The organism is Bacillus sp. HMA207 (assembly GCF_003402455.1).
Taxonomy (GTDB): Bacteria; Bacillota; Bacilli; order Bacillales; family Bacillaceae_G; genus Bacillus_A; species Bacillus_A cereus.
Window position 1 is genome coordinate 1,611,407 of record NZ_BEZT01000001.1, and the last position, 26,808, is coordinate 1,638,214.

Genomic DNA, 26,808 nt, shown 5'->3' on the forward strand with positions numbered 1-26,808 from the left:
AACTGAAAAAACGATAGTCCTTCTACATTTTAGATAGAAGGACTATCGTTTATTTTTTTGACAAAATTAGGAGGTGATGTTTATAAAATGGATAATATAATTCGTATTTTACGTAAAGAGAAGAAGTTTTCCGAAGAAGATGTAGTTAATTCCTTTGGTATAACGGTTGATTGAAATTTCATTTTATGACTTGTAAAGGACTGTTCAATGCATCGTACTATTAAAAAATCTAAATTTAATCATTAAATTGCGATAAAATGTGTTCGGAAATAATGAAATTTTAGGAAAAATAAGGTACACTAGTTTATGATTTTAGTTGAAAATCGTTTGACGTTAATGCATACGGGGGAAAGATTGATGAACAACAATACAACAAATGAATCAGTTGAAGAAATTGATCAAAAACGAGTAAGATCAAAAAAACGTTATACAAATTGGAAGTTTATCGCAGTGGGTATTGGTGTAATTGCACTTCTTATTGGGGGAATGAGTTATTATCAGGCAACTCACTTCAATTCGAATGTTACAATTAATGACACAAAAGTTGGTGGTCTGAGCGCTGATCAGGCAATACAGAAACTAAAGACATCTGGACTAGCAAACAAAGTCTATGTTGATCAACAACAAATTTTAGATGAAAAAGATACAAAAACGGAACTTACAGAAAAAGATTTGCCTCAGGTTAAGAAACTATTAAAAAGTCAGTGGACATTTTTTCCTTCCTCAAAGGGAGAAAATTATTCATTGCTACCAGAGAAGGCAGATCAGTATCGTAGTGAAACGATGAAAAAACTTGTAGAAGAAAAGCTCATCTCTATGAATGAGAAATTAAAAGCGCCTCAAGATGCTATGGCGAAGCTAGAACAAGGGAAAATTGTTATTTCGAAAAGTGTTGAAGGAAAACAGTATGATGTTACTAGTCTACTGAAAGATTATGATAAGCAAAAATATAAAAGCGAAATTCATCTGAAGTCTGCATACATAAAACCTATTAAAGAAGACGATCCGATTGTCAAAAAAGAGGAGAAAGCACTACAGAATCTTCTTGGGCAGTCTGTTGAGTATAAAGTGCAGGATGAGGTTTATCCTTTAAAAGCGAAAGATTTAATTCAAAATGCCTCTATGTCAAAGGATATGAAAGTTACAATTGATGCGAGTGACATTAAGAAGAAAATTACTGAAATTAATAATGCCAAATCAACATTAAATAAAGATTTCTCATTTAAAACGCATTCCGGTTCAGTCATATCAGTAAAAGGACAAGGATACGGCTGGGCACTAGATGTTGAAAAAGAAACTAAACAAGTTCAACAAGCCTTTGAGAAAGGCGAAAAATCGCTTTCTGCTTCTAATATTCACGGAAATGGTTGGGAGAAGGAAGGTATCGGTTATAAAACAACAGCGAATAATGGCATCGGAGACACGTATGCAGAAGTTTCAATTGCAGAGCAACAAATTTGGATTTACAAAGATGGAAAATTAGTTGTTACAACAAATGTAGTAACTGGTAAACATAGTACTGGTGAAGATACATCACCAGGTGTGTGGTACGTCCTATATAAACGAACACCATATACGCTAAGAGGTAACGCAGTAGGAAAAGCTGATTATGCGGTTAAAGTAGATTACTGGGTTCCATTCACAAATAGTGGTCAAGGATTTCACGATGCCGGCTGGCGAAAAGACTGGGGAAATAATGCTTATTTAACAGGAGGATCAGGTGGGTGTGTGAACCTTCTTCCTAATGTTGCAAAAACTGTATATGATAGTTTGAACACGTATGATCCAGTTATTGTGTATTAAAAAATAGCTACGTATCAAGAAATAAACAAAGCAGGAAATCTTACCTGATGGTATATGAAAAAACACCTCTTGCATTCGCATACTAAGTGTGCAAATGCAATGGAGGTGTTTTTGTTTGAATACAAGAGCGTATTGCTTATAAGAAACAAAGTAGAAAGAAATAATAAGTATTCAAATAGTCAATAAAATTGACAATGAATATCATTTTCACTTAATATAGAATCGTTGCATTTAATTAGACATGAATTTTTTGTTAATATAATAGATTTCTATTAAGTTGTCACATTTAAGAACTATCATTAAATATTTTAAGAATTTAAACGTAGGAAAGGGTAATATAAAATGAACTGGAAAAAAGGCGGATTATGGGTTATTATTTTTTTCGTTGTAAAAGGCACGATTTCTACACTTTTAATCGTTACAGGTGCTAAATATTTTGATCTATCATTTATGCAACTTATCTTATTAATTCTGACCTTATTAGTGATTTCTCTAATAAGCCGAAAATTACTGTATAGACATAAACAAAATAAAAAGCAAAAAGAGCTAAATATATAATGGAGCCCCAGAGACCTTTGGATTTCTGGGGTTTTATTTCGATAGTTTTTTCGCATGTATATCAATTTAACAGAATAGGTTGTCCAAAATGATAAAATCGATGATGTTTAAAATGCGTCAGTTATTTTTACATAAGGATTGTAGAGAGCTTTTAAATATTAATCTTTATTTTGAAGCGACAGACGCGCATACATTATGCTCTTTTTTCAATTGGTAGTTTAAATGTAAAAGTACTGCCTTCTCCTAATTTACTTTCAACCGTAATTTCTCCTCCGTGTAGTTCGATAATCCATTTTACCATCGACAATCCTAAACCTGTGTTTCCGATGTTTGAAGATGTGCGTGCTATGTCAACTCGATAGAAGCGGTCCCATATTTTCGTAATATGTTGCTCGCTGATGCCAATGCCATTATCGGAGACTTTACCTATTATGTTGGTTCCATCACGGAACAGTTGCATATGCACAGTACCGTTCGCTTTACTATAAGCAATCGCATTCGTTAGTAAATTCATTAATAAACGCATCATCAATGTTTGATCTGCTTTTATAAACAGGTTTTCCTCTATATGAGTTGTGATATCAACCGATGTTTCTTGATCCATTAATGAAAGCTCTTCTACAACGATTTCCGTTAATTCACTCATATTAATACATTCAAATTGGAAAGTATTATGGTTTCCTTGATCAGCTCTTGCTAACAATAAGAGTTGTGAGATTAGAGCGGACATTTTACGTGATTGCTTTAAAATTACTTCTAACGATTCTTCCATTTCTTTCGGGTTATTTCTCTGCGATAAAGCGTATTCGCATTGTGAAATAATAACAGATGTTGGCGTTCTTAATTCATGAGATGCGTCAGATGTAAATTGTTTTTCACTTTCAAATGATGTCTCCAATCGCTCAAACATTTTGTCAAAGGTTTGTGCTAAATGATACATTTCGTCTTTCGGTGAACCTTGTAAATGAATTCTCTTCGAAAGGTCTTTACCATCACCAATTTTACTAGCTGAATCACTCATTTGTTGCACAGGTCGAAACGCTCTTTGCGTAATAAAATATCCCCCGACTGCCGCAATGAGAATAAGTAATGGGAATGAGATGATTGTTACCACGATAAGCGTATTCATCGTTGAGGATAATTGGTTCATAGTCATTATTCCACGAACCCAGACTTGCTGATCGCCGCCTGTATTATGGAGAAAATCATATACTATCCATTCTTTATTACCGTCTTTAATAGTTTGTATTTCATCAGATTTAAGCGATATCTGTTTATTAAAGCTTGTTGGACTATTTCCTGCTAGCAGCTCACCTTGTTTACTATAAATACTAATATTTACTCCATCTTCTAAGGCTTCAAAATCATCGTCCATCTTTAATTGTCCATGCTTATATTCGATATCTTCCATGCTTTCTTTTACTGTGTTCTTCAATTGATCTTTCATATTAAAAAGCAAAACTTTATCTGAAGAAGTTAAAATAAAAGCTAACACGAGTGCCATAATAATTACAATTAGCCCCGTATACCACAGAGTTACTCTCATTTTTATTGATAGTCTTTTCATGATTCTACTCGCAATACGTAACCAGTTCCTCGTACTGTATGAATTAACTTCGTTTCAAACTGGCTATCAATTTTTTTGCGAAGATAGCGGACGTAAACATCAATAATATTCGAGCCACCTTCATAATCGTAATTCCACACATGTTGCTCAATTTTATCTCGTGTCAACACAACTTCTTTATTACGAATCATATATTCTAAAATAGCAAATTCTTTACTGGAAAGAGTGATAACTTGGTCTCCTCTTGTTACTTTATGCATATTGCAATCTACCACTAGGTCAGCGATTTCAAACACATTAGATGTATTTCCTGTTTTTCTTCGCATTAACACTCGAATTCTTGCTAACAGTTCATCAAAAGCAAACGGCTTTACTAAATAATCATCTGCACCTAAGTCGAGTCCTGTTACACGATCATCAATTGTATCTTTAGCTGTAAGAAGCAAGACCGGAGTTGTATTATTGTCCGCGCGTAATCTTTGTAATACTTGTAAACCATCTATTCCTGGAATCATAATGTCAAGTACAATCAAATCGTAGGTAGCCATGTTTATATAATCCAGGGCATCTTCTCCATTCCCACATGCATCGACACTATAATGTTCTGCATTTAATCGTTTTACCAATATATTTTGTAAGTCTTGTTCATCTTCGACAATAAGAACTCGCATTAACATTCTCCTTTTTTCCTTATTTATATGTATCACTATAATTCCAAAACATTAAAGAAAGATTAGAAACTAGTTAATTATATCATTTTATCCAGCATTAACGGGCAGTAAGACTCCTCCTTCAAAATTCGGCGAATGGCGAGGGAGTTAGGGGAAGTCGGGCTACCCGTAAAAGTCTTAACTTTATTTTTTTGTACATTAATCTTCCTTTAATGTTTGTTCAGTAATATAAAGGCAAGGATAAGGTACACATGTAAAGGGAGGAAAACAGAATGAGAAAGTGGATGTTGATTGGAGCAATGTCTTGTGTATTGTTAACAGCTTGTTCTACTCAAGCTGATAACAATACAGAAGTACAACAACTGAAGGTGGAGAATGATACATTGCAAAAAGAAAGTTCTCAATTACAACAAGAACCAATCAAAACACAAGCTGCTGCGAATGATAGGAAGCAAATACAAGATTTCAAAAACGAAGTCACATCTATCGTTGAAAAGACAAATAACACGAAACCAGTTGGATCAAAAGAAGAAAACTTAAATACGTACTTAGCAGCAAAAAAAGAAATTGATCAATTAGATGACAAGATAGATCTGTCTGATAATCAGCTAGAAGCAGATTATCACGCTGGAACGATAACTGTTGAACGATATCAAACGCAAGAAAGAGAACACGATATACTGGAAGATCAATTAGAACAAGCAGAAAATGCACTCGAAGCAAGATTTGGAATAGATGATTAATTATGAAGGAGTGGATGAAAATGTTAAAACATAAAAAGAAAATAATGATAATTGTAATTGCTATTTTAGTAAGTGGTATTGCTATTGTTGGTGGATATTATGGTATGGGTTACAATTATGCAAAAAAGAATGAAAACTACACAGAGAAACAAGTTCGTGAAATTTCTTTAGCTCATACAAATGGAGAAATTATTAATGTGAAAAAAGAATTTGAATTAGAAGATGACAACTTAGCACAATCAAAATTTGAATATGAAGTGGAAATCAAGACACCTGATAATCTGTTAAATATTTTAAAAGTTAGTGCTAGAACAGGTACAATAGAACTCAATAATGAAGATTAAATAAATATCGCTTATTTGAAAAAACTCCTAACAAAATTTGTTAGGAGTTTTTTCATGTTTATACTTTACTATTTTAAAATGTGGAAAATCTCCATACTTCTACAATCTATATAAATGACTCAAGCTTCGCATCTTTTGAATGCCCTGAAGTGCTAAACCTAAGTAAAATAATGAACTATCCTATGGAAGAAAGTTGAGGGAGCTAATCGCATATATTTTATTGAAAGGATGTGATTGAATTATGGAACGGCCGAATTGGGGAATTGGAGGATTAGTATTCGTTGGCTGTATGTTTCTTGGTGGAGGAATGGGATCTATGTTAGGTAATGCCCAAACTGGATGGCTAATAGGAATGGGTGCTGGATTTCTTGGTATGGCTTTAACGAGACTGTTCAGAAAATAATGTAACTGAGATTCTTTGTGCATGGCATTGATTATATGACGATCAGAATTGAGGTCAAGTATTACCTCTTCATCTTTAATTCTATCAGTCTGCTTTTCCTTAACTCCTGATTATATTCTTAATGAAAAGCTTTAATAACATATAATCATTCTTAAGAATGTCATTGAAATGTACGAATAGATGTTAGTGCAGCAAAATAAATTGTGTTATGATATGAGGAAATATAAAGCTATGTAACGGAGGGAATAACATGCCGCATGTTGTGTTTCGTGGAATTACTACTGAACAATTAAAAAGCATAAGCAAGCCATTAGTAGAAGAACTCGCAGATATCTGTGAGTGTGGTACGGATAATTTCACCTTGGAACTACCAAGTTCTACGTTTGTATTCAATGGAGAAGAAATAGAAGCGTTTCCTCTTATTGAAGTGAAATGGTTCGAGCGTGGACAGGAAATTCGTGATCGATTTGCCAAGGCCATTACTACATATGTAATGGATTTTGGACTTCCAGAAGTAGAGGTTGTATTTACAGTTTTCACAGAATCAGCCTATTATATTAACGGGAAGCATTGTGCAAGTTAGAGTTATTAGAAAGATTTTTATAACATTAAGAAAAGAAATAGGAGAGAATATCCTATTTCTTTTTATTCCTATAATAAAATATGTTTCGTTAAAAACAAGGACCGTAATTCCGGTTCTTTTTCTATTCCGCAAAATAAAGGTTTGCTTTATCTCTCGGTTTCAAAAAACTCAATCCATTCTCCATCAGGACCAGCGAAGAATATGTAACGTGTTCCATCTGGTAATGTTTCAATTTCTTCTCCTAATAAAAAGGTTACGCCGTGTTGCTGTATTCTTTCGATTTCATCTTCTAATGAATCCACTTTAAAGCAAATGTGATGTACTTTTCCTTCTGCCGGAAGAGAAGAGTTGTAGCCTTCAATGAGTTCTAGTATCGTTTCCTTCGATTCTTCTACACCTAAAAAAGCGAGTTTTAAGTCTGGATTGGGGTGCCCCATACGTTTAATGAGCTGTAAGCCAACTACTTCTTCATAAAATGAAATAGATGTTTCTAAGTTTGCGACCATAAGTCCGACGTGTTCTATTCTTCTAACAGGCATGTAGATTCCTTCTTTCTGAAAATTATATACAATATAATATTGAAAATTAAGAAAATAAGCAAGATAAAAACCTTACAAATTTTAGCGTGTTATATGGTATAGTGAGAAAGTATGTTTGGGGAGAAGGAAGGAGATTATACGATGAATACACCTACTCAAACTCCTTCATTATCGGAAACGATGAAAGAGTGGCATTATGCATTAGCATATGAAATTAAACATTGGAAAACGATAGGTGGTAGTAAAATTTCTATCATGAATGGTCGTTTTTTATATACAGATTATGAAAGTACAGTATATGTATTTCAGCTTATTTCGGAAGTAAGCTTACCTGAAGGTTCACCGATTCGAATTGAGTTTGATGGTGAGGAAGCGACAGGAGAAGTATTGTCTGTACATGGATTAGAAATAGAACTGAAATTAAATGATTATATACAAGGTGAAATACGAGAAGCTGTTTTATATAGTGAACCGTGGCAACTTTTAGAGCAACTACAAGAGAGGTTGAAGGAAGCACGTAAAGATAAGCTGAAACGTAATCGTATAAAGCGTCTTGTTGATGGGACGAGCAGTCCGAAACATATTGAGAAGATGAAAAATCCGAAAAATGAACTGGCATATCGTGCGTTTTATAATCCAACAACGTACGTATGGGGACCGCCAGGAACAGGAAAGTCTTACAATTTATCACGTATTATTTCGGCTCATTATCAAAAAGGAAAATCGGTACTTGTGTTGGCTCATAGTAATGCGGCAGTAGACGTATTAATGAGTGAAGTAACGAAGCAAATTGAGAAGAAAAAGAAATGGACGCCTGGTGAAATTGTTCGTTACGGCTATAGTCAACATGAACATATACGAAATCATGATACGTTACTTGCATCGAAGTTAGTTGAAACGACGAACGGATCTTGGGGTGAGGAAAGACTCTATTTAGAAGAGACACGACAAGATCTTCGTGAAAAAATCTTATCGTATAAAGCAACATCTGCTGATAAGAAGCGTATACAAGAGATTGAAAGTGATCTTCGAAAGCAAAAGGCTAAAATTAAAGAAGTAGAAAAAGAATATATTGAAAATGCGAAAGTAATTGGTGCAACTTTATCAAAATGTGCCATTGATTCACTTATTTATGAGCGCACATTTGATTTAGTTGTTGTAGATGAAGTAAGTATGGCATATGTTCCGCAAATTGCATTAGCTGCTTCACTTGGAAAACGTATCGTCGTTTGCGGTGACTTTTTACAGTTACCTCCAATTGCGATGGCAAATCATGAACTCGTTCGCAAATGGCTTGGGGAAGATATGTTTTACCATGCTGGGATTGTTGAGTCTGTTAATAAATCAGAAGCACACCCAAACCTATTTATGTTGCAGGAACAAAGACGTATGCATGCGGATATATCGAAGTTTACGAATTCGTTTATTTATAAAAATAGAGTATACGATCATCCGTCTGTTTCAGAGCGTAAAGAACTTGCGCAATTGCAGCCGTTCGCAAATGAAGCGAGTGTTTTATTTGATACGAGCCAAATGGGAGCTTTTTCGTTAAAAGATGCTGCTTCTGGTTCACGTTTTAACATTATGTCTGGTTTAGTAGCAATGCAAATGATGTTAATCGGATTGTTAGACGGTGTGCAATCAATTGGTATTGTGACACCTTACAGGGCGCAGTCACGCTTTTTATCAACGTGTATTAGAGAAATGTTGCAGAGAACAAAATATCAAAACATACCAGTTTTAGCGGCGACAGTTCATAAGTTCCAAGGTTCTGAAAGAGATATGATGATCTTTGATACGGTTGACAGTTATCCGCAAGAACGACCTGGTGTATTATTCTTTGATCACAAAAACCATCGCCTCGTCAATGTAGCAGTGACAAGGGCGAGAGGGAAGTTCATTCAATTATCAGATTGCCATTATATGCGTAAAAACCTTTCTAGAAAACAAGCGTTATCACAATTAACAGCTCATATAGAACGTCACGGAGATGTGTATGATCGCACGACATCAAGACAATTGTGGGAACGGAAAATTTCGAAACGTTTACGCTGGTTTATGGAAATGAATCTTGAAGAGCCGAAAGGGTTATTAAAAGATATTTTAGCCGCAAAACGAAAAGTTATTATTTCACTTCCAAGTACAAAACAAGTGGATAAACGAGTATGGCAAGCGTTAATGCGTACAAATGCGCAAATAACAGTGTATAGTGATGGACCAGTTCCACTGAAAAATGTAAAGTTACAAAGACAAAATAAAGCATTCCCATTCTTAGTAATTGATGATGAAATCTTCTGGGCAGGCGCACCGCTTACATCTCAAATGATGTTTGAAGGTAGTACGGAATTTCCGTACGTATGTGCAAGACTGCAAGCACCTGAGACAATTGGTGTATTAAAAGGATTTTTAGATATTCGGTAAATTCGGATAGGAATTCCTTGACTTTTACTTGGAATGAACTTAGAATAAAAAATAATTTAATATAATTTTATGAAAATTCTTATCACGAGAGGTGGAGGGACTGGCCCTATGATACCTCGGCAGCGGATTCGTTATGAATACTGTGCCAATTCCAGCAAGGTAACTTGAAAGATAAGAAAGAAGCTCATTTTGACTGTATATACAGATGCCTCTTTCTATCTTTTAGAAAGAGGCTTTTTTATGTGAAAATAAAAGGAGGAAGAAAAATGGGAGCGACAGGAGTAGCGTCACAAAGAAAAACAATTGAAGAGAGTATCGAAAGAAATAAGGAAAAGTACATAGAAACAAGTCATGATATTCATGCGAATCCGGAAATTGGTAACCAAGAGTTTTATGCATCTAGAACGTTAAGTTTATTGCTAGGCAGTGCAGGATTTCAGTTGCAGCACAATATAGCTGGACATGAAACGGGATTTATCGCGCGAAAAAGCTCTGGAAAACAAGGACCTGCAATCGCATTTTTAGGGGAGTACGACGCTTTACCAGGACTAGGTCATGCGTGTGGTCACAATTTAATTGGCACAATTAGCGTTGCAGCAGCAATCGCATTATCAGAAACGCTTGAAGAAATTGGCGGGGAAGTTGTCGTGTTTGGTACGCCAGCAGAAGAAGGCGGGCCAAATGGTAGCGCGAAATCAAGTTATGTAAAGGCAGGTTTATTTAAAGACATTGATGCGGCGCTTATGATTCATCCGAGCGGAAAGACAGCAACAACGAGTCCTTCACTAGCAGTCGATCCACTTGATTTTCATTTTTACGGAAAAACAGCTCACGCTGCAGCCTCTCCAGAAGAAGGGATTAACGCATTAGATGCGGTTATTCAGCTCTATAACGGTATTAACGCACTTCGCCAACAACTTCCGTCAGATGTGAAAATTCATGGCATTATTACTGAGGGCGGAAAAGCACCTAATATTATTCCTGACTATGCCGCAGCAAGATTCTTCATCCGTGCAGCAACGAGAAAAAGATGCGCGGAAGTAACAGAAAAAGTAAGAAACATTGCACAGGGAGCAGCATTAGCAACAGGTGCAAAAGTAAAAATCCATCAATTTCAAAATGAAATCGATGAATTACTCGTAACAAAAACATATAACGATATCGTAGCGGAAGAACTAGAACTATTAGGTGAAGATGTAAATCGTAAAGAAAGAGTAGGGATTGGTTCAACCGACGCAGGAAACGTAAGTCAAGTCGTACCGACAATTCATCCGTACATTAAAATCGGACCAGATGATTTAATTGCACATACGAATGAATTTAGAGAAGCAGCACGTTCAGAACTTGGAGATAAAGCATTAATTACATCGGCAAAAGCACTAGCGAATACGGCATATCGATTAATTACGGAAGAAGGGTTGTTAGAGAAGGTGAAGGAGGAGTTTAGAGAAGCGCAGAAGAATCAGGGGTAGATGGTTAAAGGGAGTGGGGGATCCACTCCCTTTCTTTTTTGCGTAACACTGATGCTAAGATTTTTTTGCAGTAAAATCAATGTTAGTGGAACATTTTTAATTAAACTTTTTTCTAAATGAACATAAATACTTGCAATATTTAAATTAGTACTATATAGTTCTAATTATGACAAAGGTAAAATTAATGAATCAAAAACGTGTGATTGAAGTAGCTGCAACATTATTTTTAGAAAAAGGGTTTGCTTATACAAGTATGGATGAATTAGTACGTGTAAGCAAAGTTTCAAAGTCTAATGTGTATTATCACTTTTCTAATAAGGAAGTATTATTAGAAGCGGTCGTTGATTATTGGATTGAAATGTATCAATCTGCAATTGATGACGTAATTTCTCAGAGCCAATTTTTAGTTGAAGATCGTATCCAACTGTTTTTAAAGCAATTATCACAAGGAGTTCAGTCGAGAGAGTATAAGGGGAGCTGTCCGTTTATTACTCTTTATATTCAAAGTCCTAAACAGGCCACGCAAATAAAAGAAAAAATAGGTCTTTTTTTTACAGGATTACAAAAGAAAGTTTCTCTATTACTTAAACAAGGGGTAGAGAATGGAGAATTCAGAAATACGATTCATATTGATGAGGTTGCATCACTTTTTATTACAAATCTTGAAGGAGCGTTATTTATTTCAGAAACATTGAAGGATGCAACTGTAATCACGAAAACAGCAGAGCATTTTTTAAAATTGCTTCGATAAAAGAAGCATTTTTTTTACATCAAATTAGTACTGATTAGTACTAAAAAGGGGATCTTATATGAGAACAGTATTTTTAACTGGTGGAACAGGCTTTATTGGAAAGCAATTAGTGAAAGAATTAGCCAAAGAGGATGCTAAAATTCTTCTTTTAGTGAGGTCGAAAAGTAAAGCAATACGTCTTTTTCAAGAAAGAGGCATCTTAAAAAAGGATGTTATGCACTTTATTGAAGGTGATTTGACGAAAATAGATTTAGGTCTAAGTGCTGAAGATAAGGAGAGGGTATTGAAAACGGATGTGATTATTCATGCAGGAGGCCCCATGGATATTCAAGCGACAAGTAAAGAGGCAGCTTCCGTATTTTTACATGGCGCCAAACATATTAGTGAATTAGCTAAAAGTATTCATCAATTGAAGGGCTTGCAACAATTTATTCATGTTGTAGGTTATATGAGTCCCTTTGATGATAAAAATAGCAAGATTGCAATTGATGTGTTTAAAGAGGGAAACGATTATTTGAAAATAAAAAATCCATATGAGAGAACAAAATTTTTAGCAGATCTTTATATCCGTCAGCAGGCATCAGCAGTAGGTTATCCGCTTTCTGTAATTAATCCACCAACTGTAGTCGGTAGTAGCAAAACAGGGAGTACAGAGCAGATAGCGGGATTAGGTTTGCTTGTGATGAGTATGCGAAGAGGACTCATGCCGGTGATTCCTGGAGGTAAGGGATATAGGTTACCACTTATTTCAAACGATGAGTTTGCGAAGTTTATTGTGCAGGTTTTCAGGTTGGAGCAACCGACTATTCAAACATATACACTTGTTGAAGACAAACAGCACGATCAGAACATTGCTGAATTATTAAGTGTTATGTCGGAAAGTATGAATATGAGGGCACCAAAAATCTCGGTTCCAATGCCGCTTATGAAAACAATTATGAATAGTGGAGTAAGTAAAATAACAAAAATTCCTTCTGATGGACTGAATTTTATTACAAAACGAAAATTTTCAAATGTTTCAGCGAAAAAAATTATGGGAGGGGATTGGTTTAAGAAGACGAGTGTAATGAAATTTCTCCCTGCCGTAGTAGCTGATCTGGATTATCGAATGATATATCAAAATGGCCAGCATAATCATGTATTTAAACGAACATTATGCGATAACACTACCCTTTACCAATTACAAGGAGAGGGTAAACCGTTTATTTTATTACATGGTTTATTGAGTGATGGAGAGGATTTATTTCCTTTAGCACAAGAGCTTCATGAAAAAACTGGTCAACCTGTATGGATCTTGGATCTTCCAGGTTTGGGACGTTCTCCTTTTAAACGAGAGAAAAATCTTCTAGATATCTATTTGAATGTAGTGAAAAAGTTATTGGAGAAAGCTACGAATGGTGCACATCTAATTGGTCATTCATTCGGTGCATTTATTCTTCTGGAAGCATTGGTACAAGAGTACGTAGATAAGAAGTATTCAATCACTTTACTTCAGCCACCTGTTGTTAAAAAAAATGCTAAATCGCTAAATGTTCCTCAATTTATGAACAAATGGACATTAAAACTGGCAACTACTAATTTCATAGAGCGATATTTATTAAGTAATGGTTTGTTTGAAAGTATAGAGAGCATCCCTGAACATTATATTGAAAAAATAAGGAACAGTTTTACTTCTCCTAGAATTTTAAATACTACGGTTCAGCTTAACAGTTTACTACTGAAAAACGATCAAGGTGATTTCAATGAATTAACAAAGTATAATCTTCACGTTATTTGGGGGGAGTATGACAGAGGCTATTCTGCTCCATCGCATCTTGGTAAGGTTGATTTTGTTCCATATGGCCATCATTTTCCTCTTAGCCATCCGAGTGAAACGGCAACATTAGTAATAAAAAATAGTAATACTAGCAGATGAGAGTGTGGGATAAATAAAAAATGTGTAGTAAGAACGTTGTGTCTTTGAAATAAAATCGTACTGTTTGGGATCTCGCCAACAAGACGCGAATTTTGCACGCTAAGCAAAAATACAATAAGCTGTCCATATGGGCAGCTTATATACATAATTCTCGTTATCGGTAGCAAGTTTTTCATAGAATCCTTGTTTTTACTAAATTTTTTGTCTCTATGTCTATCTATCTCTTATAAAAGATTTTATACATCATTGATATAGCGGGGATTCTAGGGATCGTTGCTATTCTTTTTTGCATAAAATCTTGTATGAAAAAGTGGTTAGACTAGTGTGCTTTACTCCGGTTCATTTCAAAATATAATTGAAAATTCATCTTTAAATTAAAAAAGAAAGTGTTACCTATATATATTAATAACTTCGAAATATTGTATAACAGATAATTTTTATTGTGCTAACGAATCAGGATAGTGTGGCGACTGACCAACTAAATAGTTGCTTATTCTCGATTATTAGAAGGGAAGTTCTATCATTTCACGAATTTATTAGACATAGACGAATGCTGTAATTTTCTATATCTACATATAAGAGGTGACTACGCATGAATCAAAGACCGTCAGAAGAAGAATACGCCGGGAACTCCGGCGAATATATCCGTTTGGTGCCGGACGGTAACATCATCGACATTTTGCTCGCCCAGGAAAAGCAAATGACCGAGCTCCTGACATCGTTGACTGAAAGCCAGGCCGCATATCGGTATGCAGAAGGAAAATGGACGCTGAAAGAAGTCGTGGGCCACATTGCAGACGCGGAACGCGTCATGACCTACCGCCTGCTCCGGTTCGCAAGAGGGGACCAGACGCCTCTGACCGGTTTCGATCAGGAATTGTTCATACCTCCTTTCGGAAGCTGGACAACCGAGCAATTGGCCGAAGACTACCGGGCCGTACGGCAATCAACGATCACATTGCTGCGCGGGCTACCGGCGGAGGCGTGGATCCGCAAGGGCACAGCCAACGACCTAGGCATTACGGTGCGCGCCCTCGCGCACGGCATCGCAGGACACGAACTTCATCACATGGGGGTCATCCGAAATCGATACTTGAGTTAATCGTCGGCTGAGGCCTTTGGAATGGAACTAACACCTCTTATACAACCTTAGATACCGTTCTTATTGGGGTCCCGCCCCACAACCATCAACTTAAGGATTTAGACTGTTTTTGAAATGAAAAGCACATTACTATTCTCTTATGTTAATGAGAAAGGGTGACGTGCTTTTTATGAATATGCACCAAAAAAAGAGTTATATCGGTTTTTTTCATTTGGGGGTATTTGTTTTTCTTAGCTTGATGGTGATGGGGCACTACTTTATAATGGTCAAATTAAAATTAAAACAGCTAAAGAGACTCCATTCCTCGGGAACATTGTAACCATTAAGTTGTAAAGAGAACCATAGTTTTTTATTTTTGAAAAGGCTATGGTCCTTTTTAGTTGTAGTAAAGATATGACGTGAGGAAGTTTTTCTAAATCAAAAAAATTGATTAATAAGTTGCATAATAAACTCACTAGCGTATATACTATAAACATCAAAAAAAGTTGATGAAGGGAAGTGAACTACAGTGGCACAAAATTTTCAGTTATATGAGAAAAAGTTTAAAGCGTTGGCTGATCAAAAACGTTTAGAAATCATGTATGAACTTTGCCAGCGAGGCCAGACTTGTGTATGTGATTTAACAGAGATTTTTGAAATGACGCAATCTAAATTGTCCTATCATTTAAAGATTTTATTAGATGCAGGTTTAATTGTAAAAGAAACAAAAGGTACGTGGAGTTATTATGATTTAAATGATGCGGAAGTGAATAATTTGTTATCAGAAGAATTGTGCTGTATCTTTAGAAAAACAGGCAAAGGTAGTTGTTGTTAAAATTTTGCGTTATTAATCAAAAAAATTTGATTAATAACATATAAAGAGGAGGAATAAGCTATGAGATATGTTCACGTCGGTATAAATGTTACGGATTTAGAGAAGTCTATTGAATTCTACGAAAAGGTATTTGGTGTGTCACCAGTTAAGGTGAAAGTAGATTATGCAAAATTTTTATTAGAGACGCCAGGACTTAATTTCACGCTAAACGTACGAGATGAAGTGAAGGGAAATCAGGTAAATCATTTCGGTTTCCAAGTGGATACAGCTGAAGAAATTACGTTACATAAAGAAAGATTAGAAAAAGAAGGTTTCTTTGCGCGTGATGAGATGGATACGACTTGTTGCTATGCGGTTCAAGATAAGTTTTGGGTAACGGATCCTGATGGGAACGAGTGGGAATTCTTTTATACAAAAGCACAGAGTGATGTTCATAAAATAGAAGAGGCACCTTGTTGCAAGACTTCTAACGTAGTAGAACAAAATTCTTGTTGTTAATAGGAGATGGAAAATAAAATGAAACGTTTATCTTTTCTAGATCGATATTTAACACTATGGATTTTTCTAGCTATGGCTGTTGGGATTGGTTTAGGGTTTGTATTTCCTAGTGTAGTAGACGGATTGAATACATTACAAGTTGGAACAACGTCTATCCCGCTAGCTGTTGGTTTAATTGTCATGATGTATCCACCGTTAGCGAAAGTTCGTTACGAGGAAATGGGCCGCGTATTTAAAGATGTAAAAGTATTGGTTTTATCTTTAGTACAAAACTGGATTATTGGACCTGTACTTATGTTTGTTTTAGCAATTATTTTTCTTCCTGATAAGCCAGAATACATGGTCGGACTCATTATGATTGGTTTAGCACGTTGTATTGCAATGGTAATTGTTTGGAACGATCTTGCAGATGGGGATAAAGAGTATGCAGCAGGTTTAGTGGCTTTTAACTCAGTATTTCAAATGTTATTCTTCTCCGTTTATGCATACGTGTTTGTAACAGTCATTCCAGAATGGTTAGGGATTAAAGGGGCTATTGTCGATATTACAATGGGAGAAGTAGCGAAATCAGTATTTATCTATTTGGGAATTCCTTTTATAGCAGGTATGTTGACACGCTTTGTATTCGTTAAGTTAAAAGGAAGACAATGGTATGAAAAAGTGTTTATACCGAAGATTAGTCCACTTACATTACTTGCATTACTATTTACAATCATCGTTATGTTCTCTTTAAAAGGGGAAATGATTGTTAGCGTACCATTAGATGTAGTAAGAATAGCAATTCCGTTATTAATCTATTTTATTGTCATGTTTTTTGTTTCTTTCTTTATGGGAAGAAAAATTGGTGCAAACTATCCAGTGACTACAACGTTAGCATTTACAGCAGGTAGTAATAACTTTGAGTTAGCGATTGCAGTAGCAGTTGGTGTGTTTGGTATTCATTCAGGTGCAGCATTTGCAGCTGTTATGGGGCCGTTAGTGGAAGTACCTGTAATGATTGCGCTTGTAAACGTCGCTTTTTGGTTTAAGCGAAAATATTTTAGTGATCAGCCAGTCTAAATTTAAAAACAAAGGCGGAAAACAACATGGAAAACAAAAAGACAATCTATTTCTTATGCACAGGAAATTCGTGCCGAAGCCAAATGGCAGAAGCGTGGGGCAAACAATATGTAGGTGATAAATGGAATGTATATTCTGCAGGAATCGAAGCACACGGAGTAAATCCAAATGCGATTAAAGCGATGAATGAAGTAAATATTGATATAACGAATCAAACATCAGATATAATTGATGCAAATATTTTAAATAACGCTGATTTAGTCGTTACCCTTTGTAGTCATGCGGATTCTGTTTGTCCTTCGACACCTCCGCACGTAAATCGTGTTCACTGGGGATTCGATGATCCAGCAGGAAAAGAGTGGTCTGAATTTCAACGTGTTCGTGATGAAATTGGGGAACGTATAAAGCGATTTTCTGAAACAGGGGAGTAAATAAAGGAAAGAGTCAATCTTCTATTGTGCTGGAGATTGACTCTTTTTTATTATGTATTTCATTTACTTATCATTTCGCTTTAAAACCACTCTTAAAAATAATACAGAATATTATGTGAAGATGGTAAAGTTTCATTTTATAATTTTTACTTTATTAAAAGTTGATTTGTTAGAAAGGATAATCATTTATTGATATAATGAATGGGTGCGTGGCAGGAAATAGATAGAAAGATACTGCTAGTAATTTATACTTAAAATGTAGGGAGATTGAACAGAGTTATGGGGACAGAAAAAGAAATTAGTTCCGCTAAATTAATATGGAAGATGACGCGCCCACATACATTAACGGCGACGTTTTCTCCTGTAATTTTAGGAACAGTGGCATCACTTTATGTTGCCAAAATTGATTGGCTGTTATTTATTGCGATGATGGTTGCATGTTTAGCATTGCAAATAGCAACGAACTTATTTAATGAGTACTATGATTTTAAACGTGGATTAGATACCGCTGAATCCGTTGGCATCGGTGGCGGAATTGTCCGTCATGGATTGAAGCCAAAAAATGTGTTAACAGTTGCGCTTTTATTATATGTCGTAGCAGCTTTTATTGGCATTTATATTTGTATGAATAGCAGCTGGTGGTTAGTTGTCATTGGTTTAATTGGGATGGCAGTTGGCTATTTATATACAGGCGGTCCATTACCAATTGCGTACACCCCGTTTGGAGAATTAGTTTCCGGATTGTTAATGGGGACATGTTTTGTACTCATTGCTTTCTTTATTCAAACGAATACGATAACGATTGAAAGTGTATTGATTTCCATTCCAATTGGAATTTTAGTCGGTGCAATCAATATGTCGAATAACATCAGAGATATCGAAGAAGATATTAAAGGTGGAAGAAAGACATTAGTAATCCTCCTTGGAAGAGAGAAAGCTGTGGTAACACTAGCGGTAGCCTTTTTCATTGCGTATTTCTGGATTGCCGTAATTGTATTAATGGGTTATATAAGCCCTTGGGCATTAGTTATGTTCCTAGGTTTGAGAAAGCCAATTTCTGCGATTCAAAGTTTCCAAAAAGGGGCAAAGGATCCTGGGTATATGCGCATCGCAATGAAATCAACAGCGATGACAAATACGATTTTTGGCTTCTTATTATCAGCAGGATTATTAATTAGTTATTTGTTTTAAATGAAAAATATTGTTAAGTAACTTAACCCCAGTTTCTCAATTTAAATATAGAGAGATTGGGGTTTTTATTTTGACTTTGTTTAATGTTAAAAACAGTTTCACTTGAAATGCAAATACCAATAAATTGCAACTTCATCATTTTCAATATCCAAACCTTTATAAACAAGAAAATCAAACCCACCAATTACAAATCCGCATTTTTCATAGAACTTACATGCTGTGACATTATTATTTTGCGTTTCAAGCATGATACCTGGCATATTGCCTTTTTTTGCCCACTGCTTTGCTTGATCAACTAATCTTTTACCAACTCCGAGTGTACGATATTTTTTATCTACCGTTATATCTTCTATGTAAGTATAGTGGTTCCAATTCTTTTTCAATACCATTAATCCAATGATTTGGTTATGTAACAGTGCTATGTAAATGACTTGATTAGGTTTATTTATATATTCATTGTAAGCCAGTTCTTCATTATCATCTTGATTTTGTAAATAACTTTTTTCATAACTCGGAACGTCTTCTACTGTATATTCTATACGTTTATTTCCTTTGGAAAGAGAAAGAATTAACCGAGCATTCACTATAAAACTGTCATCAATCTCCGGGAGATTATCTAAATCATTTGTTTCTAACTCTCTAATTACAAGGTTCATCGGGGCACCTCCACATGATAATATTTCTTCTAGTTCTTCATTTGGTTCAAATGAATTCCAATTACAAAATTATAATAGAATTTCAATAGTACGGCTATCTTTGTATTTTATCTTTATACCAGCATGTTGTTATCTTGATATGAAAATATTGTTTAGAAAGGGTAGTATCTTTTATTTTGGATGTATATCCAGTTTTTAAATTTAACTGTAGTAGAGAAACAAATATTTTTTTAAAGAGTGGATGCCATACGTTATTCTTTAACTAAATTCGACATGATCTGCATTTTATCTTCACCTTCCTCTATTAATCTATTTATTGTAAACATCAGCTGGAGTTAATGCTCAGCTGTATAAATAATGAATATAAAAATTAATAGGAAAGGATCGAAAAATAATGAAAGAATCACAAAGTAAGAAAAAAACAAGTCGACTAACTAAGGTAATAATATCTCTAGGAGTTGTTTTAGCAACGACCTTTTTCACCTTCTTTTTAATTGGAAAATGGAACTCTATCCCAGCGAAGGGAATAGCTAACGAAAGTAGTAATCAAGTTAATACGCAACAACAAGAAAAGAAAAAAGAAACACCACCAGCAAAACAGAAAAGACCTGATGGAAAACCGGTGGGAAAGGTTGTTTATTTAACATTCGATGATGGTCCTAGCGAACTAACTGGGAAATTTTTAGATGTACTAAAAGAGCAAAATGTCGCCTCGACATTTTTTATGCAAGGTAGCAATTTACAAAATACAGGTTTTCAGGAAAACGTAAAGCGAGCAGTAAAAGAAGGGCATTATATTGGTGCTCATAGTATGACACATAATAGTGATAAGTTATACAAAAAAGGACAATTTGTACCGGAGATGAAAGAAACGTTAGCTCTTATCCATAATATTACGGGTACAACTCCTAAATTAGTTCGTCCGCCATATGGATCTGCACCAGGATTAAAGGGTGAGGAAATTCGTAACCAAATTGTAGAAGCAGCAATAAAAGTTTGGGATTGGACAATAGACTCAAATGATTGGAAATTAAAAGATAATCCAACTCAGATTATCGATAATGTAAAGAAACAGACAACAGAAGAAGTAGAAGTTGTTTTAATGCATGAAAAGGCGCAAACATTACAAGCCCTTCCTGAAATTATTAAATTTTATAAAGAGCAAGGGTATGGATTTGGGGTATATAATGACGAGGATCATTTTCGTCTAAACTTCCAAAAAGATCAACGTCTATAGTATAAACATAGTTATTTTAAAAAGGTGTTTTTATTACTAAATCAATAATTAAGCCAAAAGTCGATTTCCTATTTTATAAAGAAATCGACTCTTTCGTTTATGTATTATGTCACAAGAGTTTCCTTATTTTCTCCGGAATGTCCTTTTTAGAAATCTATGCAAAAGAGCCTTTATTGTAAGAGTATCTTGTTGGTAATGATCAAAAAAATCTATATTGTAATATAAAAAATCACTATGATATGAAAGGATATCTTGTAACAATCCCAATAAATTCTTCTCAATAATTGAAAATAAAATCAATCCGGATTATTATATTGTTATTGTAAATTTATTTTATTGAAGGAGGATACATAGATGAAAAGCTCAAAAGGCTCTATTGAATCAGAGATAAGCAAAGCAATTACTCACTGGGAAAAGGACTACCTAGGACGCGGGTCTATATCCGTTAAGACAGATATATTACGGGATATGATTATCGTAAATTTACAAGGTGTTTTAACGCCGGCTGAATATAGTGTTTGCGAAACAAAAGACGGTATGTTAACGATAAAGAAAAATCGTTCGGAGCTAGTTGAATCTGGAATTGATGATCTGAAAGAGATTATACTAGAATTAACTGGAGAGAAAGTGAAGAGCTTTCATACGGATATAAGCTCCCGTACAGGCGAACGAGTAATGATTTTTAAATTGCTTCATAATCTTGAGGAGAAATTTTAAAAATACCTTAAGGTTAGTGGAAGGATTAAGAAACCTACAAGTTTTGCACTTTATTAACAGGCTAATAATTAAAAACTTGAAGTTATTTAGGTATAATAAATCTTAATTCTAATAACTCTTAAAAAACGGATAAATAAATTGACAAACTGCTTAATATGGTTTATCTTATAATTGTTTTAAAAAATTGATAGATGCTCATTTTAACAGCTTGCTATAATTAAGGCTTTAGCATTTTTTTAATATGTAATATTGACTAAATGAAAAAGTTTCTTAATTAAAAGATAGCGTATAACATAAATTGATATATTGATTGCATAATCTAGGAGATCAGAAATATACATTTCTTTTTAACAGGAGTAATACATACATTATTATCCTCTATAAAATGGGAGCTCTTCAAAAAACTTTATTGAAGTTAGTTGAAGGGAAACCGACAATCTCCATAATTCAATGATGATATAAAATCATTGAATTATGGAAGTTGTCGGTTTTTTTTATGGGAAAAAACGATGCACTAAAAAGAGTGAATGAAAATTGAAATTTAAAAAATTATCTTAATTAAAAGGAATTTTTATAGGTTATTTTCGCTTAGAAGGGAGTATTTAACATGTTAATTTCGCTGAGTTCATCAACACTGTTAACATTATTTTTTATGGCGCTTAGTGCTTCTTGGCTAAGTGGATTATTGTTTTTACATGCAAGGATGCCTTTACGTTTTGTTCATATCCATATTGGTATCGCTGCTTTGCCTTCATTGATTTCTTTACTCGCACTTGTTAATAACAATGGAGATAGAGTTGTGGGGCCTTGGCATCTAGATACTTTAGCTTGGTTAATGGCTTTCTTTGTTCTTACAATTGGTTTAATCATTCAGCGTTTTTCTGTACGTTACTTAATGGGAGACCGCTCATATCGAAAATACTTTGCACTTTTTACATTTACTACAGGTGTATCTTCGGTTGCATGGTTAAGTGACGATCTTCGTTTCATGATCATTTGTTGGGGAGCAACGCTTATAGGATTGGTTCTACTCATAGGGCTAAATAAAGGGTGGAAAGTAGTTAGTGAAGCAACTAAAATCTCTGGCTATTTATTTACAATAAGTTGGATTGCGTTGCTATCAGCTATCATTTGGCTTTTTCAAGTAACTGGACAGTGGCAATTAACATCAGTTTTAACGAATGAAAATGTAGCGCTACATGGAACATTGGAGAGAACAGGAATTAACTTATTAATTATATTAGCGGTGATGATTCCAGCAGCACAATGGCCTTTTCAAAGATGGTTAATTGAGTCCGCTGTTGCTCCAACTCCTGTTTCTGCTATTATGCATGCGGGTTTAGTAAATGCTGGCGGTATCATGTTAACTAGATTTTCACCTCTTTTTCATGATGATATTGCACAAATCATTTTACTTATTTTCTCTAGTATTTCTGTCTTGATAGGTACAGGAATTAGTTTAGTCCAAGTTGATTATAAACGTCAGCTAGTAGGTTCAACTATTGCACAAATGGGATTTATGCTTATTCAATGTGCATTAGGCGCCTATTTAGCGGCTGTTATTCATTTAATTTTACATGGTTTGTTTAAAGCTACACTGTTTTTACAAGCTGGTTCTTCAGTGCAACGTTTTGGGGTAGTGAATCAGTCTAATGAAAAGATGTCCAATTTATGGATTATAGTCGGGCGTGTTTTAGGATTATTTATAGCAATTACTTTCTGGTTTATGACTTCTGGAGAGGGGTATCAACTAGTTAGTGCGTTAATCTTAGGCTGGTCACTATACTTTTCATGGAAACAGCTTGTTGTTTTTGGAGAGGGAAAAATGGGACGAATTGCTGGCGTAATTGTTTTGATTGGATTTTCTCTCATTTACTTTACTGTTCATAATTCTCTTTATAAATGGTTGCATACTGACATTTATCAAAGTGTTCAACCTTCAGCTCCAGCCGTTATCTTTGTTATATGTATTTTACTATTTAGTAGTGCTATTAGTACTTTCGTTACTCGTAATCAATCTTCTACTTTATTCGCTGTACTTTATCTTTGGTTAGTTCGAGTAGGTGAGGCGAGAAGAAAGTCAGTAGAAAGTCATCCAAGCTATCTGAAGCATTATGTATCAAAGGGAGGTAATTCGTGATGAGCATACCGTCAATATTAAAGAAAGATACAAACATTGATATACAAAAAAATAATATAAATGATTTAGTTGCATCTGCTAGCCGAGTTATTGCACCACTTTGGCCTATCTCTACGTTTGCAGCTCACCATCCTTGGATGGGACTTGAAAAGCAATCATTTGATCAAGTTGCAAATTGGTTAAAAGAAACTCGTAATGTGGATATGTATCCTAGTGCCTCCATGATTCATTCGGCAAAAGCGAAAGGTGAGATTGAGGAATCATTTTTACAAAGTAGTTTGTCTCGTTGGCTTGATTCACAATCTTTTCATATTCCGCGAGAGAAAGCAGAGCGATTTTGTCAAGCAGCTTTAAAATTAGAAAGAGTACCTTCTAGTCTATTATCATCGCCAGAATTAAATAAACTGGCAGACGAAATCAGTTATATAAATACAGGGAGTATGAAAGCCTCTGTTATGCAGCCAATAAGTTCGCTTATAGAGAATCAAAATAGTGAAAACCTATCTGATATTCTTAATTATCATATCATTAAATGGTGTAAATTATATCTTGATGACTCCGGATCAAGTTGGACGATGCCAAATCGAGAGAAAGGTTTTTATCGTGCATGGCAACACCTTATTACATTTGATCCAGCGCTCAGTAAAAATGAGCGTAAAGTTTTAAAAGATTGGCCACAAGATGCCGAAGTAGCTTTAGCGAGAGCGTTATTTGAACTAGGAATTTCTGAATCTAACATACAAGCTTATCTTGAAGGGCACTTACTTTCTTTACCTGGGTGGGCAGGAATGATACGATGGCGCTCACAACAATCGATTCAGGAACAGGGGCTTTTAATAGAATATTTAGCAGTTCGAATTTCTATGGAGCTGGCTATTGCAAAACCTTATTTACCTTTAAAAAATCAAAAGGTTGAGAAAAAAGTTTCGATCGTCCCACTTATAGCTTCTTGGATCTATTGGGGGAATATTTCAACACGGGAATGGTCACAAATGTCTGCAGCTGAACAAAGCGAATTGTTAGCATTTGCATATCGTTTTGATGAAAATATTCGCAGGAAACTTTGGCTGGAAGCTTGGGAACAAACGCATGCAGAGCAATTAAGAGAGAAGATTGCTTCTAAACAACGTGCAACCAATGATAAAAAGCGTGTATTAGCTCAATTAGCATTTTGTATTGATGTACGTTCAGAACCGTTTCGTCGCCACTTAGAAAAACTAGGTCCGTTTGAAACGTTTGGAATAGCTGGTTTCTTTGGGTTACCAATTGCGACTAGTGAACTAGGTAGTAATGACAGCCATCCTTCCTTGCCAGTTATACTGAAACCGAAGCATCAAATAAAAGAGCTTACAGATGAAAATGAATTTAAATCTTATGAGCAACGTAAGAGGGTAGGCAGTTCGGTGCGTTATACATTTAAAACGATGAAACAGAACGTACTGACAAGTATGGCGCTACCTGAGTTAAGTGGTCCTTTACTTGGTCTACAGATGGTGACAAGAAGCTTTGTCCCAAGAGGAGTTGGTGGTTTCATTCGTAAACTTCGTAAAACTATGTTACAAAAACCTGATACAACATTCTCGCTTAATCATGTTCATGACACAAAAGGTGAGATACCTATCGGTTTTACGAAAGAAGAAAAAGTGAACTATGTGCGTCAAGCTTTAAAAATGGTGGGACTGACAGAAAAATTTGCTCCTTTAGTTGTAATGTGCGGACATAGTAGTCAAAGTACGAACAATCCTTATGCGGCAGCACTTGAGTGTGGTGCTTGTGGAGGCGCAGCAGGGGGATTCAATGCAAGAGTTTTCGCTACTTTATGTAATCTTCCAGAAGTAAGAGAGGCGTTGTCTGCTGAAGGCATTAACATTCCTGAGGATACCATTTTTGCAGCAGCTGAACATAAAACAACAGTGGACGAATTGGAATGGATTTACGTCCCAGAACTTTCGAAAACTGCGCAAGAAGCGTTTGATTGTATCGAGACGATTATGCCAAATGTGAGCCAACATGCAAATAGAGAACGTTTAACGCAATTACCTAATTTTAAAACGAAAATAAAAAATCCGAGTAAAGAGGCGCATCGATTTGCAGAAGATTGGAGTGAAATACGTCCAGAATGGGGATTAGCGCGTAATGCATCTTTTATTATCGGAAAGCGTGAATTAACTCAAGATTGTGACTTAGAAGGTAGGGCTTTCCTTCATAATTATGATTGGAAACAGGATGAAAGTGGCGATATATTAGCTAACATTATTGCAGGACCAGGAACAGTTGCACAGTGGATAAATCTACAATATTACGCATCAACTGTAGCTCCTCACTATTATGGTAGTGGAAATAAAACAACCCAAACCGTAACGGCGGGTCTCGGTGTTATGCAAGGGAATGCTAGTGACCTGTTGCCAGGCTTACCTTGGCAATCGGTTATGCAGTCAGATAGTGAGACGTATCATTCACCACTTCGTTTACTAATTGTCATTCAAGCACCTATTGAATATATAGAACGTTTGTTAAATAATGATTTCACATTTCGAGAAAAAGTCCAAAATGGATGGGTTAGACTTGCAAGTGTTGATCCAGAGGGACGCTGGAAAAACTGGTAACAATTATTATTGTTACTAGCTTAAAAGTTTCATAAATACAATAATGAAGAAGGAGTGCTCCATATGAATTCAAAGAATAAAAAAGTTTTATTATTAACAGACATTGAACACGGAATAGAGCCTAGTATCCAACAAGTAACTAACATTCAACAAGAAAACATGTTGACTATACACAGCTATGATTCTGTAATTGTACATCCTTATGGAGATATAATGAGATCTATTATTATTGCTATTTATCAAGAAAATGTTAAAGAAATTTTTGTTGTCGGAATAGAGGATAAAGAAATTTCTTCAGTTAATCTACAAACTCAACGTGATTTCATAAAAGATAATATAGAATTAGACTATCTCTTTAAAAATTGCATGCCTGAATTTTCAAGTGGTAGCCTTAATCAATGGCTGAGTGCACAAAAAAATGTTAGTGAAAATATTGAAAAGAGTATAGATATGATCCGCCATCATCCATTAGTACCTTCTGATATTGAAGTTCATGGTTTCATAATTGATAGAACGGGTGAAAAAGAAACGGTTGTTAAAGTTTTTGCTAATAAAGTACTGAAACAAATGCATTCTTATGTGTAAGT

25 protein-coding genes and 1 riboswitch are annotated in these 26,808 nt (G+C 35.1%); of the genes, 21 read left to right on the plus strand and 4 right to left on the minus strand.

Going from position 1 to position 26,808, the window contains the following annotated elements:
• The first annotated feature begins 357 nt into the window (after nucleotides 1–357).
• A complete protein-coding gene (locus tag HMAS_RS08490; RefSeq protein ID WP_025708648.1) occupies nucleotides 358–1,803 on the plus strand; it encodes a L,D-transpeptidase family protein in 1,446 nt (481 codons plus the stop codon).
• 342 nt (nucleotides 1,804–2,145) lie between these two features.
• A complete protein-coding gene (locus tag HMAS_RS08495) occupies nucleotides 2,146–2,361 on the plus strand; it encodes a hypothetical protein (protein ID WP_001104104.1) in 216 nt (71 codons plus the stop codon).
• Between the two features lie 193 nt (nucleotides 2,362–2,554).
• Here HMAS_RS08495 and HMAS_RS08500 read toward each other — a convergent pair whose 3' ends face one another.
• A complete protein-coding gene (locus HMAS_RS08500) occupies nucleotides 2,555–3,928 on the minus strand; it encodes a sensor histidine kinase (RefSeq protein ID WP_025708646.1) in 1,374 nt (457 codons plus the stop codon).
• Nucleotides 3,925–4,599, minus strand: a complete 675-nt coding sequence (locus HMAS_RS08505) for a response regulator transcription factor (RefSeq protein ID WP_001264526.1) — start codon at nucleotides 4,597–4,599, stop codon at nucleotides 3,925–3,927. Before HMAS_RS08505 ends, HMAS_RS08500 begins: the two co-directional genes overlap by 4 nt.
• A gap of 272 nt (nucleotides 4,600–4,871) precedes the next feature.
• On the opposite strand from HMAS_RS08505, the gene HMAS_RS08510 reads away from it, so the two are divergent.
• From HMAS_RS08510 to HMAS_RS08520, 4 genes are all read left to right on the plus strand, one after another.
• Nucleotides 4,872–5,342: a hypothetical protein gene (locus tag HMAS_RS08510; protein ID WP_025708644.1), complete on the plus strand. Its 471-nt coding sequence runs from the start codon at nucleotides 4,872–4,874 to the stop codon at nucleotides 5,340–5,342.
• Between the two features lie 20 nt (nucleotides 5,343–5,362).
• Nucleotides 5,363–5,686 carry a PepSY domain-containing protein gene (locus HMAS_RS08515; RefSeq protein ID WP_025708642.1) on the plus strand — a complete coding sequence of 108 codons (324 nt, stop codon included), beginning with the start codon at nucleotides 5,363–5,365 and terminating at the stop codon, nucleotides 5,684–5,686.
• 241 nt (nucleotides 5,687–5,927) lie between these two features.
• Nucleotides 5,928–6,089 carry a hypothetical protein gene (locus HMAS_RS27630; protein WP_025708640.1) on the plus strand — a complete coding sequence of 54 codons (162 nt, stop codon included), beginning with the start codon at nucleotides 5,928–5,930 and terminating at the stop codon, nucleotides 6,087–6,089.
• A gap of 250 nt (nucleotides 6,090–6,339) precedes the next feature.
• A complete protein-coding gene (locus tag HMAS_RS08520) occupies nucleotides 6,340–6,672 on the plus strand; it encodes a DUF1904 family protein (RefSeq protein WP_001120970.1) in 333 nt (110 codons plus the stop codon).
• A gap of 146 nt (nucleotides 6,673–6,818) precedes the next feature.
• Here HMAS_RS08520 and HMAS_RS08525 read toward each other — a convergent pair whose 3' ends face one another.
• A complete protein-coding gene (locus HMAS_RS08525; protein WP_025708637.1) occupies nucleotides 6,819–7,211 on the minus strand; it encodes a VOC family protein in 393 nt (130 codons plus the stop codon).
• A gap of 111 nt (nucleotides 7,212–7,322) precedes the next feature.
• Here HMAS_RS08525 and HMAS_RS08530 point away from each other — a divergent pair, with 111 nt between their 5' ends.
• The 10 genes from HMAS_RS08530 to menA all read left to right on the plus strand — a co-directional run bounded on the left by HMAS_RS08530 (nucleotide 7,323) and on the right by menA (nucleotide 18,865).
• Nucleotides 7,323–9,632, plus strand: a complete 2,310-nt coding sequence (locus tag HMAS_RS08530) for an AAA domain-containing protein (protein WP_025708635.1) — start codon at nucleotides 7,323–7,325, stop codon at nucleotides 9,630–9,632.
• A 76-nt stretch (nucleotides 9,633–9,708) separates the two neighbouring features.
• Nucleotides 9,709–9,810: riboswitch (SAM riboswitch) on the plus strand.
• Between the two features lie 88 nt (nucleotides 9,811–9,898).
• Nucleotides 9,899–11,104, plus strand: coding sequence for a M20 family metallopeptidase (locus HMAS_RS08535; RefSeq protein ID WP_025708633.1), 1,206 nt, complete (start codon nucleotides 9,899–9,901; stop codon nucleotides 11,102–11,104).
• A 184-nt stretch (nucleotides 11,105–11,288) separates the two neighbouring features.
• Nucleotides 11,289–11,855, plus strand: coding sequence for a TetR/AcrR family transcriptional regulator (locus tag HMAS_RS08540; RefSeq protein ID WP_025708632.1), 567 nt, complete (start codon nucleotides 11,289–11,291; stop codon nucleotides 11,853–11,855).
• A gap of 58 nt (nucleotides 11,856–11,913) precedes the next feature.
• Nucleotides 11,914–13,770, plus strand: coding sequence for an alpha/beta fold hydrolase (locus HMAS_RS08545; protein WP_025708630.1), 1,857 nt, complete (start codon nucleotides 11,914–11,916; stop codon nucleotides 13,768–13,770).
• Nucleotides 13,771–14,362: 592 nt separating this feature from the next.
• On the plus strand, nucleotides 14,363–14,872 hold the full coding sequence (locus HMAS_RS08550; RefSeq protein ID WP_025708628.1) for a DinB family protein: 510 nt from the start codon (nucleotides 14,363–14,365) through the stop codon (nucleotides 14,870–14,872).
• 508 nt (nucleotides 14,873–15,380) lie between these two features.
• Nucleotides 15,381–15,686, plus strand: coding sequence for an arsenical resistance operon transcriptional regulator ArsR (gene arsR / locus HMAS_RS08555; RefSeq protein ID WP_000068188.1), 306 nt, complete (start codon nucleotides 15,381–15,383; stop codon nucleotides 15,684–15,686).
• A gap of 60 nt (nucleotides 15,687–15,746) precedes the next feature.
• Nucleotides 15,747–16,184: an ArsI/CadI family heavy metal resistance metalloenzyme gene (locus HMAS_RS08560; protein WP_001270994.1), complete on the plus strand. Its 438-nt coding sequence runs from the start codon at nucleotides 15,747–15,749 to the stop codon at nucleotides 16,182–16,184.
• An 18-nt stretch (nucleotides 16,185–16,202) separates the two neighbouring features.
• A complete protein-coding gene (gene arsB, locus HMAS_RS08565; protein WP_162871149.1) occupies nucleotides 16,203–17,243 on the plus strand; it encodes an ACR3 family arsenite efflux transporter in 1,041 nt (346 codons plus the stop codon).
• Between the two features lie 26 nt (nucleotides 17,244–17,269).
• Nucleotides 17,270–17,674: an arsenate reductase (thioredoxin) gene (gene arsC / locus HMAS_RS08570; protein WP_025708621.1), complete on the plus strand. Its 405-nt coding sequence runs from the start codon at nucleotides 17,270–17,272 to the stop codon at nucleotides 17,672–17,674.
• Between the two features lie 279 nt (nucleotides 17,675–17,953).
• On the plus strand, nucleotides 17,954–18,865 hold the full coding sequence (menA, locus tag HMAS_RS08575) for a 1,4-dihydroxy-2-naphthoate polyprenyltransferase (RefSeq protein WP_116344761.1): 912 nt from the start codon (nucleotides 17,954–17,956) through the stop codon (nucleotides 18,863–18,865).
• Between the two features lie 98 nt (nucleotides 18,866–18,963).
• On the opposite strand, the gene satA is transcribed toward menA, so the two are convergent.
• Nucleotides 18,964–19,521: a streptothricin N-acetyltransferase SatA gene (satA, locus tag HMAS_RS08580; RefSeq protein ID WP_048558369.1), complete on the minus strand. Its 558-nt coding sequence runs from the start codon at nucleotides 19,519–19,521 to the stop codon at nucleotides 18,964–18,966.
• Between the two features lie 394 nt (nucleotides 19,522–19,915).
• Here satA and HMAS_RS08590 point away from each other — a divergent pair, with 394 nt between their 5' ends.
• The 5 genes from HMAS_RS08590 (at nucleotide 19,916) to HMAS_RS08610 (ending at nucleotide 26,806) form a co-directional block, all read left to right on the plus strand.
• The gene (locus HMAS_RS08590) at nucleotides 19,916–20,758 is read left to right on the plus strand and encodes a polysaccharide deacetylase family protein (protein ID WP_048535649.1); all 843 of its coding nucleotides are present in this window, start codon (nucleotides 19,916–19,918) and stop codon (nucleotides 20,756–20,758) included.
• Nucleotides 20,759–21,112: 354 nt separating this feature from the next.
• Nucleotides 21,113–21,475, plus strand: a complete 363-nt coding sequence (locus HMAS_RS08595; protein WP_000842548.1) for a DUF2294 domain-containing protein — start codon at nucleotides 21,113–21,115, stop codon at nucleotides 21,473–21,475.
• Nucleotides 21,476–22,082: 607 nt separating this feature from the next.
• Complete coding sequence (locus tag HMAS_RS08600; RefSeq protein ID WP_046392874.1) at nucleotides 22,083–23,615, plus strand: NADH dehydrogenase subunit 5; 1,533 nt, start codon at nucleotides 22,083–22,085, stop codon at nucleotides 23,613–23,615.
• Complete coding sequence (locus HMAS_RS08605) at nucleotides 23,615–26,221, plus strand: DUF2309 domain-containing protein (protein ID WP_116344763.1); 2,607 nt, start codon at nucleotides 23,615–23,617, stop codon at nucleotides 26,219–26,221. The genes HMAS_RS08600 and HMAS_RS08605 overlap by 1 nt, the downstream gene beginning before the upstream one ends.
• A gap of 63 nt (nucleotides 26,222–26,284) precedes the next feature.
• The gene (locus HMAS_RS08610; protein WP_069604628.1) at nucleotides 26,285–26,806 is read left to right on the plus strand and encodes a carbonic anhydrase; all 522 of its coding nucleotides are present in this window, start codon (nucleotides 26,285–26,287) and stop codon (nucleotides 26,804–26,806) included.
• The last annotated feature ends 2 nt before the right edge of the window (nucleotides 26,807–26,808 follow it).